Raw genomic sequence first — 12,629 nt, 5'->3', positions numbered from 1 at the left:
ATAAAGCGAAGACATAATCTTTGAATGTCTTTAAATGATTAAGGACCATATTATTTTAATTAAATTTACTCTTATGAAAAACCTAAAAGAAATCGGAGCAGTATTAAAAAAAATCAGACCTTAAATCGATTAATGGCGGTATGCATTCGGGCGACAGATTCGTGTGTATTGAAAATTTCCCTTTTACATATGAAGTTCGAGAAGGGGAATTATGCAGAGACGGTAGTGTTCCTCTTTGTCCATAAATTAAGAAAGAGGTTATTAAATATTTTAAAACCCAGACGTATGATTCTTACATCTGGGTTTTGTATATGGTTTTAAGTTATTGCTTTTACATTTCAGAAACGAAATGGGTTGTATCTTAATATCAAAAAAGCCTTATATGTTTTTGATGAACCCTATTATAATGGAATATTACCGTGTTTTCTTTTCGGGCGATCAATAGATTTCTTTTCTAACATGCTAAATCCTTTAATGAGTTTTCTTCGTGTATCTTCTGGTAAGATTACTTCATCAATAAAGCCACGCTGTGCAGCTCGATATGGATTGGCAAATTTATCTGCGTACTCACCTTCTTTTTCAGCGAGTTTAGCAGCAGGATCGTCAGCAGCTTTAATTTCTTTTCTAAAGATTATTTCACTAGCACCTTTAGCTCCCATAACTGCAATTTCGGCTGTAGGCCAAGCAAAATTAAGATCCGCTCCAATGTGTTTAGAGTTCATTACATCATAAGCACCACCATATGCTTTACGAGTAATCACTGTTACTTTTGGGACTGTAGCTTCGCTCAAGGCATATAATAATTTAGCACCATGAACGATTATACCATTCCATTCCTGATCTGTACCAGGTAAGAATCCAGGAACATCCACTAATACTAATAATGGAATATTGAAACAGTCACAAAAACGTGTAAAACGTGCTGCTTTTTTAGAACTATTTACATCTAATACTCCTGCTAAGAACATAGGTTGATTGGCGACAATACCAACACTTCTTCCTCCAAGTCTTGCAAAACCTACGATGATATTCTCTGCGTAGTTTTTATGAATTTCATAAAACGAATCTTCATCGATAATCCCACCAATTACCTCATGCATATCATACGGTTTGTTGGGGTTATCAGGAATGATATCCGAAAGAATATCTCTTTTCTCATCTGTTAAGGAATAAGAGATGTTTTTAGGAGTTTCTTGGTTGTTTTGAGGTAGGTAGCTTAATAATTTTTTCACATCTTCCAGACATTCTATATCATTAGATGAAGTGATATGAGCAACTCCCGATTTAGATGAATGTGTGCTAGCACCTCCTAGTTCTTCCGATGTTACTTCTTCATTAGTAACGGTTTTAACGACATTAGGTCCGGTTACAAACATATAGCTAGTGTCTTCTACCATAATAGTAAAATCCGTTATAGCAGGAGAATACACCGCACCACCGGCACAAGGTCCCATAATAGCAGAAATTTGGGGAATAACACCTGATGCTTGAACATTTTTATGAAAAATATCTGCATATCCACCTAATGATCTCACGCCTTCCTGGATTCTGGCGCCACCAGAATCATTTAATCCAATAATGGGCGCTCCAACATTGACTGCTAGATCCATTACTTTACAGATTTTCTCTGCGTGCGTTTCTGATAAAGCTCCTCCGAAAACAGTGAAATCCTGTGCGAAAACATACACCAACCGTCCGTTAACAGTTCCGTAACCTGTTACAACTCCATCTCCATAATAGATTTCTTTCTCCATTCCGAAGTCGGTCGTTCTATGGGTAACCAGAATACCTATTTCTTCAAAAGATCCTTCATCCAGAAAATAGGCCACCCGCTCTCGAGCAGTTAACTTTTTCTTTTGATGTTGTTTTTCAATACGCTGTTCACCACCACCTAAATGCGCTTGATCGATTTTTTCTTGTAAAGCTTTTATTTTTGGATTCATATGCTAGTGCGTTGGTATTCTTAGTGTTTGTTGATCTTCTTGATATTTTTTTAATGCAATTAATGCAGCTATTCTGGCTTCCGTTTCCATTTCGGATTTTAATACCTCAGGAGTGTAATATTTTTTTACAAAATGCGTATCAAAATTACCGGATCTAAATGCTTCGTGTTTACATACATATTTTCCAAATGGCAAAGTCGTTTGTACACCTTCTACAATATATTCATCAATTGCTTTGATCATCAATTGGATAGCTTCTTCACGAGTTTTTCCATAGGTTATTAATTTAGATAACATCGGATCATAATAGATAGGAATATCCATTCCTTCTTCAAAACCATTATCTACTCGAATCCCTTCTCCAATAGGAATTCTGTATGTATCTAAGTGGCCAACACTTGGTAAAAAATCATTCAATGGATCTTCTGCATACACTCTTAATTCTAGTGCATGTCCTTTAATATCTAGATCTTCTTGTTTGATCGAAAGTTCTTCGCCTCTAGCTACTTTAATTTGGAGTTCTACCAAATCAGTTCCCGTAATCAATTCAGTTACTGGGTGTTCTACTTGTAGACGTGTATTCATTTCCAAGAAGTAGAAATTATGATTTTCATCTAATAAAAACTCTACTGTTCCCGCACCAACATAATCACAGGCTTTTGCAACTTTAACAGCTGCTTCACCCATCTCCGTTCTTAAGGTTGGAGTTAAAACCGCAGAAGGAGCTTCTTCCACAACTTTTTGATGTCTACGTTGAACACTACATTCTCTTTCAAAAAGGTGAATTACATTGCCATGCGTATCCGCCATTACCTGAATTTCAATATGTCTCGGAGAGCCAACATATTTTTCAATAAATACAGAGCCATCTCCAAAAGCCGAAATAGCTTCACTAATGGCACGCTGCATCTGAGATGCTAAGTCACTTTCTTTTTCTACTACACGCATTCCTTTTCCACCACCACCAGCGGATGCTTTAATCAAAATAGGGAAACCAATTTCCTTAGCTATTTTTTTCGCTTTGATTACATCGGTTATCGCTTCATCAATACCAGGAACCATAGGGATATCATAAGCTTTTACAGCTTCTTTGGCAGCTAATTTGCTTCCCATCACCTTAATCGCTTTTGATTTTGGTCCAATGAATATGAGGTTGTTCTTTTCTACTTCCTCTGCAAAGTCTGCATTTTCACTTAAGAAACCATAGCCAGGATGTATAGCATCTACATGTAATTCTTTAGCAACTTCAATAATTTTGGAACCTAATAAATAAGATTCACTAGAAGGAGCTTCACCTACACAAACAGCTTCATCTGCAAATTTTACGTGCGGAGCATTTCTGTCTACTGTAGAATAAATAGCAACGGTTTTAATCCCCATTTTGCGAGCTGTTTGCATAACTCTAATGGCAATTTCTCCTCTATTGGCAACTAATATTTTTTTCATAGTATACTAGAACTTATGATATGTTTTTTTGATTCTATTGTGGATAAGATTTTATTCGAATTCGATTAATAATTTTCCTTTATCTACGGCATCTCCTTTTGCAACATCAATAGATTTAATGATTCCCTCTCTTGGAGAAGTAATGATGTTTTCCATTTTCATAGCTTCTAGGACCAATAAGTAATCATCTTCTTTTACTGTTTGACCTACTACTACCTGAATATCTATAATGAGTCCAGGCATAGGAGATTTAATAGAATTCACTTGTTTAGAAGCACCAATAGAAAAGCCCATTTCAGAAATCATCATGTCCAGCGAATTAGCGATATCCACTTCATACGTGTTAGCATTCACTTTTACAGTATACTTCTTATCGTTGAAATCAGATTTTATAATTTCTGTATGATAGGATTGATGTTCTTCTAGTATATGAAATTTCGAGTCAGAAGTTTTAACAATATTGGTTTTTGAAATATCTTCTTCAGATATCATAGCCTCAAAATTCTTATTTACTTTTACTTTATAGCTTGTACTCATAAATAAACCATTCAAATTGATGGATAAATATAGGTATTTATATTTATCGTGACTCTTTGTTGTGAATTTTTTAAAAGATGTTTCATTAAAGCCTTCATTTTTACGATATAATCAATAAATGAATTAACAAAAAAGTAAATAAAAAAGGCTTCTTTGCGGTTACAAAATGATTATGATGTATTTGATAGTAAATGATAAATATCTCTTTAATGATTAAAAGCAAGTGATTATATATATATTTACAAAGCTATAATTATTATTGATAGTAAATGTCATTCATCGAAGGTTTTGGTATTGGATTAGCTATGATCATTTTTGTTGGTCCAGTATTTTTTTTATTACTTAACAGTAGTTTTCAATATGGAATTAAGGCCGGAGTATCTGTAGTTTTTGGTATCATAGTTAGTGATATTGTTTGCGTAACGTTATGTTACTATGGACTTTCTTCTTTTATGACAGTATCACAGAATCAATTCTGGATAGGTATTATCGGTAGTTGTATACTTTTTGGGTTAGGAATTAATTATCTGTTGAAAAAAGCAGTTATCATCGAGGGCGTATCTTTAGCTTCTAAAAAGTTAAGTACGTTTTTTATAAAAGGATTTAGTGTCAATTTTTTCAATCCTTTTGTGTTTGTTGTTTGGTTTGGAGTATTTAAGTATGGGCAACAAAAATATGAAGATACTACATCGGTTTTAGTGTTTTTGATAGCGGTTTTAGCAGGTATTTTAACTACAGATTTGTTAAAGGTATTTCTCTCAGAAAAACTAAAGAGATTCATTTCAGCAGATAGATTAAAAATATTTTTTAGAGTAACCGGAGTAGTATTATTGATCTTTTCTTTTCGTTTAGCTTATTTGGTTTGGTAATATTTAGTAATATTTGATGAAGTTGATTTTCATTATATTTGAGTAACAACTTAAAAAACAAACCGATATGGAATTTAATTTAGTGATAGTTGCGATCGCAGCTCTTATTCCTACGATATTAGGATTTATATGGTACAACCCAAAGGTTTTTGGAACCGTCTGGATGAATGCTTGTGGATTTACTACAGAAGATTTAAAAGGGGGAAATATGATAGTAATATTTGTTATTTCTCTTATTCTAAGTCTTATGTTAGCTTCTTCTCTTCCAACTATGGTAATACATCAAAATGGTTTTTTTCAGACCTTAATGAATGAACCTGACTTAGCAAAGGAAGGTACAGAGATCTATCAGTATACCCAAGATTTTATAAATAAGTATGGAGCTAATTTCAGAACATTTAAACATGGAGCTTTGCACGGTGCAATGGCTGGAATATTTTTTGTGTTACCTGTACTGGGAACCAATGCTTTATTCGAAAGAAAAGGGTTTAAATATATAGCCATTAATGTAGGGTATTGGACAGTGTGTCTTGCGTTAATGGGAGGAATGATTTGTGAATTCACTTAACAAATAATAACACATATAAAAAGGGTCCGATATTTCGGACTCTTTTTTTATGATTTATCTCCAAGTACTCGCGCGAAAAGCTTTTTAAGCATTGGAGTAGCATCTTCAATAACGCGTTCTCTTTCTTTAGCTTTTAATTCGCCATTAGTATCATAATATAGCTCATAACTGAATACAAAACGGTTAGCATCTGCTCCCATTCCTAATTGGCCAAACCTAAGATCATTAAAATAGGTTTTATCATCATCTTTTTCGATAGTATACCAGCCTTCAGTTAATTTGATGAGACGTGGAATTAATGGATCATCTTTTAGATTTCCCAATAAATGATGATTTTTAGGAAACTCAGCAAAGTCAATGATATCCGGTTCATCAAGAAATGAATAATAACCGATAAGAAATGAGTCTTTAGTTTCTATATTGGCAGTCCACAAAATACTATTAAGCGGAGTAGGGCGGGTTTGTATCTCATTATATTGTACGTGTTGATTCTCTAGATTAATCGTAAAATTAGATTCTGCAGATCGTTGAAGAAAAAGGGTGATCAGTAGATAGATACAACTACAATATAATCCAAGATTATTAAATTTTCGTCTTTTCGGGTGTGTTCTCTTATAAAACATGGCAATAATAAGAAAGATCAAAAATGGAACTGTATACAATGGATCCACTACAAAAATATTATTGAAAGCTACTTTATAGTTTAGAGGCCAGAATAACTGCGTTCCCCAAGTTGTAAAAGCATCCAGAATTGGGTGTGTAAATAGTCCGAGAAACATCAATTTTGTCCAATCTTTCCAATCAGCTTCTTTATTTCTATATAATTTAGCAACCAACCATCCGAGGATTGGTGCCATAATGACGCTAAACAATATAGAATGAGAAAATCCTCTATGCAATTCATTGGCAGTAACATTGTCAAAAAACAATTTAGCCATGACATCTAGATCCGGAATTGTTCCCGCAATGGCTCCCCAAAGCATTGCCTTATTACCAACTTTTTTCCCTATGGCAGCTTCACCTACTGCAGCACCAAGTACAATCTGGGTTAATGAATCCATAATTAACTTAATTGAAGTTTAAACGGATTTCGTACCTCATATTCACTAGGAGAAATAAATTCGACCAAAGGTTTTAAAAGTTTATTGGAGATAGAGTTACCATGACGAACATAAAGTTTCATTTCCACAGGTTTAGCACCTACACAACTTTTAATAATCTCTGCAGTTCTGCCTAATCTTAGTTCATTAACATTCTTCTGAATAGATAGATCAACGTAGTCATATAACATTCTTTGATAAACGTCATGAGATTTGTTATATGTGTAATCAATTCCTATATGATTTGCTTCTACAACATTGTTTAGAATAAAAGAAGTAGTGAAGCCAACTAATTTATCATCTAGAAAATAAGCCTTGAAAATAAAGGAATCATAAAGCGTTTTTTTTAGATTTCTAAAAGTGATGGCATCTAATTTTCCTATTTTAAAATCAGCGTTGTCCAACACCGAAAGGTACAATTTGTCAATTGCATTTTTATATTGATCTATATCTTCAGCAGTAAAATCTTTGATTATTATATCTGAAGATTTTTTGAAAACTTTTTTAGCTCTGGTTCTAAACTTGGTCTTCATACTACTTAGATAGTCTTCAAAATCATTCCAATTAGGATGTAATTGCAATACCATATTCACATCAATCCTAAATTCTCTAAATTTCTGATCTTTAATATAATCACTTTGATCAAAAGACGTTGGCCAGAATTCTTTTAATAAAATAAAAGAAGGTTTATCAGATGTTTCAGTTTTTCTGATTTCTCGTAATGCATCAGATAAGTTTTCAAAAGCTTCCTTGGCACTAATTTTATCGGAATACAAAAAACCATGTTCACCACAAGAAAATAGATTCCCACAGACCAATACTCTAACATCCATACTTTTCATGAAAGTATTTTTAATAGCATCGCTTATTCTGCAAGGAAATTCCTGAAATTTTAGATCTTTTGTGTTAAATGTAATAAGTTGAGTTACGGCAATACTTACCGGCTCATTTTGATCATAAAATACAATATACCTGAATCCAATAGTTGCTGATAAAGTATTCTCTAGCGTATTAAGATAATCTAATGTAAGAAAAAGATTGTTTTCATTATTTATACGATTCCAGTCATTTGACGGAATATCATTAGTACTTTTAAATATTGAATAATGTAATGTGGTGGCTTTGCACCTGTTTTTTATTTTGTCAAGCATAAATCCCTTACAAATGTTATTGACAAATAACTGTCTGAGTTCAATCAAAAGTACATTTATTTTTAATAGCAGTCTGTTAAACGATTCTCAATTTTAGTAAGAGGCTTTTTTTAATGCTTTATTTCCGTAATTTATATACGGTAAAACATTTGATGTTGTTTTGTCGTTTAAATTAGGTTTTTGAACGAAAAGTGCTCGGGAAAGTCTGGTTTTATGATGTATATGTCAAATAAGTTTAGTTCTTTTGAATGTAATTGGAAAATTTTATGGGGAAATCGGTCACTTGTGTTCTGCTAATCGATGATGATAAAGCTACAAATTTCTTTAATGAAAGAGTAGTCACCAGACACGATAGTTTTGATAATATAAATACAGTACAGAGTGGGAAAGCTGCACTGGAATATCTAACCAATGTAAAAAACCAAACAGCAATGAAACCAGATCTTATTTTTCTGGATATCAATATGCCAGCCATGAATGGATGGGAGTTTTTGATAGAGTTTGCTAAATTGGATAAGAGAACCACAGAAGGAATTAAGGTAATTTTGTTATCTACATCTTCTAATCCTGATGATGTTAATGAATCAATAAAAAATCATTCTGTAGATGATTTTATAAATAAACCCTTATCATTAGATTTGCTAGATAACGTTATAGAAAAACATTTTTCGAAAAGTACCGTTAGTAATTTGTGAGATCCCTTGAGTACTATGATTTAATAAGGCATATTTTTTAAAATGACTAAGTTAAAACGCTTTCTTCTCGTTGATGATAGTAACTCAACCAATTTTTTTAATAAAACCATTATCCAAAAAACAGACTGTGTAGAAGAAGTGCTTATAGCTACTAATGGTAGTAATGCCTTGAAATATCTACAATCTGATACCATTCCCGAAATAATTTTTTTAGATCTAAATATGCCTGTAATGAATGGTTGGGAGTTTCTGGAACAACACAATCAGTTATCAGCTGCTTATAAAAGTTCAAAAATCATTATAATGATAGGTGCTAAGTTAAGGGCAGAAGAAGAAAAAATGCTAAAATCTTTTCCTCAAGTAACTGAATTTAGAGAAAAGATGTTAACCAAGGAAATTGTTTTGGAAATAGTATCTAAGTATTTCAATAAACCTTCAAACTAAAAATTAACCAACTCATTTGTTTAGTTGTTATACTTAAAAAAAAGTATAACAAACATACTTAACTACAAATAAATACACTTTATCGGTCTTTTTTGCATTTAACCGTAAAGCGAGAGACTAAAATTATAGATTGCTATTACTTTTTTATTGTTATGTGTTTTTTTTGGTGTATACCAACAAAAATATATTATGAATACTTTAGTTAACTGCGTTTTGTTAATAGATGACGATAGACCTACCAACTTTTATAATAGTATGGTTTTATCGAAACATAGCAATTTTGACAACATACAAGTAAAGCAGAGCGGAGAAGCTGCTTTAAAATATTTAATGAATGTAGAAAAAGGAATAGCATTAAAACCAGATTTAATTTTTTTAGATCTTAATATGCCAGCCATGAATGGTTGGGAGTTCCTGATAGAATATTCAAAGTTAAATCATCATATTATTAAAGATATTAAAGTAATAATATTAACTACTTCTTCTGATGTTAAAGACATAGAAAACTCTAAAGCTAATTCTTTAGTTGAAGACCTTATTAGTAAACCATTATCATTCCCGTTGTTAAATAATGTAATAGAAAAACACTTTTTTGTAACTCCATTTATATGAAAACAATAAGACGAATACTTTTGGTAGATGATAGTGAAGCGACTATTTTTTTTAATAAAATAATACTTTCAAAAACAGGATACGCTGATGAAATATTAGTTGCTAAAAATGGTTTAGAAGCTCTGGAAATTATTAAATCAGGAATTATACCTGAAATAATTTTTTTAGATATCAATATGCCTGTAATGAATGGTTGGAAGTTTTTGTCAGAATTTCAAAAACTAGAAAATGTATTTAGAAAGACAAACATTTTTTTGATGCTTGGTTCCGTGTTAGCAGCAGAAGATAGAGCTATAGCAGATGCAATCCCGGAGATTAAAGGTTTTAAAGGAAAAATGCTTTCCAGAGTTGTTATGGATACTATAATGATGGAGTATTTTAATGAAGAATTAACTTTAATATAGTAAATCGAATTCTTTGATTTATTTACAAAAGAATACCTCTTTTAAGAATTTTTTTGATTTTTTATTATTTATCTTGCTAAGATAATTTAAACACACACGCATTTTTAATAGGAAATAATTTTAAAATTACCCCTTATGGTTAGATTGGAGTCTACATCCTGTATCGCCTATGTATTATTTTTTTGTTTTTGCCAGATAGTTTCATCTCAATCAAGAGCTATAATTTCAGGTAATGTTTCTGATCAGTTTGGTAGCTTGCCAGGCGCGAGAGTTAGTATCGAAGGAACAGATCAAAAGACCACCACAGATGTAAATGGTAATTATACCTTTAACGTAGACGAAGGAGAATATGTAGTAACAGCAGGATTTGTTATGTATAATTCGGTTTCTAAAACAACACAGGTGAAAGTAGGCGAAACTGCTCAGGTGGATTTTATATTGGAAACAGGATTTTCTATGGATCAACCAATTTCTCTTGGCTCCAGAGCAAAACCAAGATCTCTTCTTAAAACGACTGCTCCTGTAGATATTATTTCTCCACAAGAGATTACGAATTCTTCACAAATTGAATTAAGTCATATTTTGCATTACTTGGTTCCCTCATTTCATTCTACCCATCAGACTATAGCAGATGGAACAGATCATATAGATCCGGCTACCCTCAGAGGGTTGGGACCTGATCAAATATTGGTTTTGGTCAATGGAAAAAGAAGACATAATAGTTCTTTGCTTAATGTAAATGGAACTGTAGGCAGAGGTACCGTTGGTACGGATTTTAATGCCATACCAATTGCTTCTATAGAACGTATCGAGATATTGCGAGATGGCGCAACTTCACAATATGGATCTGATGCTATTGCGGGAGTAATAAATATTATTCTAAAAAAACAAACGGAAGTCATTAGTATCGATAATAGGGTAGGTATTACTACAGAAGGAGATGGGTTTACTACATATTCTGCTGCTAATTTTGGATTGAAAATAGGAAAGGAAGGATTTATAAATGTAACTGCAGAATATAGAGATAGAGAATCAGTAAATAGAGCAGGAGATTATACAGGTACGGTCTATACAGATGATTTAGTAGAAGATGAGCAGCTGATTCAGGACAATAATTTTTTTAATCAGACAGGATATTCTGGACGAAGAGTTATGGAAATCGGAAGTGCTGAGACACAAAATCTAGCATTAGCCTTTAATGGCGAAATCAAAATGTCGGATAATGCAACATTTTATCTTCAAGGAGGAAGAAATTATAGAGAGGGTGTAGCTGCCGGTTTTTACCGTTTTCCAAAAAATCAGGGTAGAGTTGTACCAGAACTATTTCCTAATGGTTTCTCACCTCAAATATTAACTGATATTCAGGATGATGTAGTAGCAGGTGGGATTAGGGGAGTTAAGAATGGATGGAATGTAGATTTTAGCCATTCTATTGGTATCAATAGCTTAGATTACACAGTTAATAACTCTAATAATGCTTCATTAGGAGTAGCTTCTCCTAGAACTTTTTATGCAGGTGGATTTGAGTACCAGCAGAATACAACTAATCTAGATCTTTCAAAGAATTTTGATTGGCTTAATGGTGTAAACATCGCATTTGGAGCTGAGCTAAGAGTAGAGAATTACCAGATCATAGCTGGTGAAGAGGCTTCATTTATAAATGGAGGTAGCACATATTTTAATGAGTTGGGAGAAGAATTGCCTAGAGCAGCTGGAGCCCAGGTTTTTCCTGGTTTTCAACCAGAAAATGAGTTAAATCGTTTTAGAACTAATAGTTCAGCTTATTTAGATATAGAAACTAATGTATCAGAAAAATTATTAATAAAAGCCGCCGGACGATACGAAGCCTATAATGATTTTGGTGGCCAGGCTATCTGGAAACTATCAAGCAGATATAGAATCAATGATCTGATTAGTGTTCGTGCCGGATTCTCTTCAGGTTTTAGGGCCCCATCACTTCATCAGGTATTCTTTCAGAATATAAGTACGCAGTTTATTAATGGAGAAAGTCTTCGGGTTGGAACTTTTAATAACGAAAGTGCAGTTACGACTGGTTCAGAAGGTTTTGGAATAGAAAAATTAAAGCCAGAACTATCAAAGCACTTTAGTGCAGGATTCAGTGGAAAGCTAAATGAAAATTTTACATTTACGTTTGATTATTATTTGATCAATATAGATGATAGAATTGTGCTCTCCGGTAGGTTTGCAGAAGGATACGAAACGATTTTAGAACCATTCGGTGTTGGAGCAGCACAATTTTTCACAAACGCCATTGATTCCAGAACATCAGGAGCTGATATAGGTCTAGTTTATAAAACCACTATTGGAACAGGAAAATTGGATGCCACTTTAGGAGCGAATATTACAAATACTAAGGTAAAAGGCCGTATTAAAGTTTCTCCTTCTCTTGTGGGGCAGGAAGATGTATTGTTTAATAGAGAAGAGATTGCTCGTGTAGAATCAGCCCAGCCTAATTACAAGATAAATTCTTTAGTGTCTTATGAGTTTGATAAATTTCGATTGCAGATGGTAAATACGCTTTTTGGAGAAGTACAATTTATTCATCCAGATGATGGAGATCAGACCAATTGGGTCTTAAATGAATATACAGGAACAGTCGAATCGCGAGACCAAACTTTTTCTCCCAAGTTGACAACGGATTTAGCTATTTCATATCAGGTAAACGATTATATAAAATGTACCTTAGGGGGGAATAATGTTTTTAATGTATTTCCAGACAAGCATACGCATTCTGCAAATACAAGTAATGGTAATTTTATATATAGTAGAAGAGTGCAGCAATTTGGAGTAAATGGAGCTAATTACTATCTTCGGCTATTGTTGCGATTATAATGAATAG

At 33.0% G+C, this 12,629-nt stretch carries 12 protein-coding genes; 7 read left to right on the top strand and 5 right to left on the bottom strand.

Features of this window, described 5'->3' with window-relative positions:
* Window positions 1-401 precede the first annotated feature (401 nt).
* From D1818_RS06200 to D1818_RS06190, 3 genes are read right to left on the bottom strand one after another with little or no spacing between them, the layout of a single operon-like run.
* Entirely contained in the window at window positions 402-1,943 is a 1,542-nt protein-coding gene (locus D1818_RS06200) for an acyl-CoA carboxylase subunit beta (RefSeq protein ID WP_118457056.1), read from the bottom strand.
* Between the two features lie 3 nt (window positions 1,944-1,946).
* Window positions 1,947-3,389 carry an acetyl-CoA carboxylase biotin carboxylase subunit gene (accC, locus tag D1818_RS06195; RefSeq protein ID WP_118457053.1) on the bottom strand — a complete coding sequence of 481 codons (1,443 nt, stop codon included), beginning with the start codon at window positions 3,387-3,389 and terminating at the stop codon, window positions 1,947-1,949.
* Between the two features lie 51 nt (window positions 3,390-3,440).
* Window positions 3,441-3,926, bottom strand: a complete 486-nt coding sequence (locus tag D1818_RS06190; protein WP_118457051.1) for an acetyl-CoA carboxylase biotin carboxyl carrier protein subunit — start codon at window positions 3,924-3,926, stop codon at window positions 3,441-3,443.
* Between the two features lie 269 nt (window positions 3,927-4,195).
* On the opposite strand from D1818_RS06190, the gene D1818_RS06185 reads away from it, so the two are divergent.
* Both D1818_RS06185 and D1818_RS06180 read left to right on the top strand, forming a co-directional pair.
* Window positions 4,196-4,795, top strand: coding sequence for a LysE family translocator (locus tag D1818_RS06185; RefSeq protein ID WP_118457049.1), 600 nt, complete (start codon window positions 4,196-4,198; stop codon window positions 4,793-4,795).
* Window positions 4,796-4,862: 67 nt separating this feature from the next.
* A complete protein-coding gene (locus tag D1818_RS06180; protein WP_118457047.1) occupies window positions 4,863-5,363 on the top strand; it encodes a DUF1761 domain-containing protein in 501 nt (166 codons plus the stop codon).
* 47 nt (window positions 5,364-5,410) lie between these two features.
* On the opposite strand, the gene D1818_RS06175 is transcribed toward D1818_RS06180, so the two are convergent.
* Window positions 5,411-6,424, bottom strand: a complete 1,014-nt coding sequence (locus tag D1818_RS06175) for a metal-dependent hydrolase (RefSeq protein WP_118457044.1) — start codon at window positions 6,422-6,424, stop codon at window positions 5,411-5,413.
* Window positions 6,425-6,426: 2 nt separating this feature from the next.
* Window positions 6,427-7,614, bottom strand: coding sequence for a hypothetical protein (locus D1818_RS06170; protein WP_118457042.1), 1,188 nt, complete (start codon window positions 7,612-7,614; stop codon window positions 6,427-6,429).
* Between the two features lie 266 nt (window positions 7,615-7,880).
* Here D1818_RS06170 and D1818_RS06165 point away from each other — a divergent pair, with 266 nt between their 5' ends.
* The 5 genes from D1818_RS06165 to D1818_RS06145 all read left to right on the top strand — a co-directional run bounded on the left by D1818_RS06165 (window position 7,881) and on the right by D1818_RS06145 (window position 12,622).
* A complete protein-coding gene (locus tag D1818_RS06165) occupies window positions 7,881-8,309 on the top strand; it encodes a response regulator (protein WP_118457040.1) in 429 nt (142 codons plus the stop codon).
* A 42-nt stretch (window positions 8,310-8,351) separates the two neighbouring features.
* Window positions 8,352-8,753: a response regulator gene (locus tag D1818_RS06160; RefSeq protein WP_118457038.1), complete on the top strand. Its 402-nt coding sequence runs from the start codon at window positions 8,352-8,354 to the stop codon at window positions 8,751-8,753.
* Window positions 8,754-8,942: 189 nt separating this feature from the next.
* Window positions 8,943-9,365, top strand: a complete 423-nt coding sequence (locus tag D1818_RS06155; protein ID WP_118457035.1) for a response regulator — start codon at window positions 8,943-8,945, stop codon at window positions 9,363-9,365.
* Window positions 9,362-9,769 carry a response regulator gene (locus tag D1818_RS06150; RefSeq protein ID WP_118457033.1) on the top strand — a complete coding sequence of 136 codons (408 nt, stop codon included), beginning with the start codon at window positions 9,362-9,364 and terminating at the stop codon, window positions 9,767-9,769. The genes D1818_RS06155 and D1818_RS06150 overlap by 4 nt, the downstream gene beginning before the upstream one ends.
* A 135-nt stretch (window positions 9,770-9,904) precedes the next feature.
* Window positions 9,905-12,622 carry a TonB-dependent receptor domain-containing protein gene (locus D1818_RS06145; protein WP_118457031.1) on the top strand — a complete coding sequence of 906 codons (2,718 nt, stop codon included), beginning with the start codon at window positions 9,905-9,907 and terminating at the stop codon, window positions 12,620-12,622.
* The last annotated feature ends 7 nt before the right edge of the window (window positions 12,623-12,629 follow it).

The sequence above is a fragment of the Aquimarina sp. BL5 genome (genome assembly GCF_003443675.1).
Classification (GTDB): Bacteria; Bacteroidota; Bacteroidia; order Flavobacteriales; family Flavobacteriaceae; genus Aquimarina.
The sequence above is the reverse complement of the archived record's forward strand: the minus strand, read 5'-3'. Positions and strand labels throughout refer to the sequence as shown.

What these genes read in the sequence shown, in the direction of transcription:
- D1818_RS06175 (WP_118457044.1), bottom strand. Translation starts at nt 6,424, where the DNA reads ATGGATTCATTAACCCAGATTGTACTTGGTGCTGCAGTAGGTGAAGCT.
- D1818_RS06185 (WP_118457049.1), top strand. Translation starts at nt 4,196, where the DNA reads ATGTCATTCATCGAAGGTTTTGGTATTGGATTAGCTATGATCATTTTT.
- D1818_RS06180 (WP_118457047.1), top strand. Translation starts at nt 4,863, where the DNA reads ATGGAATTTAATTTAGTGATAGTTGCGATCGCAGCTCTTATTCCTACG.
- D1818_RS06190 (WP_118457051.1), bottom strand. Translation starts at nt 3,926, where the DNA reads ATGAGTACAAGCTATAAAGTAAAAGTAAATAAGAATTTTGAGGCTATG.
- D1818_RS06160 (WP_118457038.1), top strand. Translation starts at nt 8,352, where the DNA reads ATGACTAAGTTAAAACGCTTTCTTCTCGTTGATGATAGTAACTCAACC.
- D1818_RS06155 (WP_118457035.1), top strand. Translation starts at nt 8,943, where the DNA reads ATGAATACTTTAGTTAACTGCGTTTTGTTAATAGATGACGATAGACCT.
- D1818_RS06165 (WP_118457040.1), top strand. Translation starts at nt 7,881, where the DNA reads ATGGGGAAATCGGTCACTTGTGTTCTGCTAATCGATGATGATAAAGCT.
- D1818_RS06145 (WP_118457031.1), top strand. Translation starts at nt 9,905, where the DNA reads ATGGTTAGATTGGAGTCTACATCCTGTATCGCCTATGTATTATTTTTT.
- D1818_RS06170 (WP_118457042.1), bottom strand. Translation starts at nt 7,614, where the DNA reads ATGCTTGACAAAATAAAAAACAGGTGCAAAGCCACCACATTACATTAT.
- D1818_RS06200 (WP_118457056.1), bottom strand. Translation starts at nt 1,943, where the DNA reads ATGAATCCAAAAATAAAAGCTTTACAAGAAAAAATCGATCAAGCGCAT.
- D1818_RS06150 (WP_118457033.1), top strand. Translation starts at nt 9,362, where the DNA reads ATGAAAACAATAAGACGAATACTTTTGGTAGATGATAGTGAAGCGACT.
- accC (WP_118457053.1), bottom strand. Translation starts at nt 3,389, where the DNA reads ATGAAAAAAATATTAGTTGCCAATAGAGGAGAAATTGCCATTAGAGTT.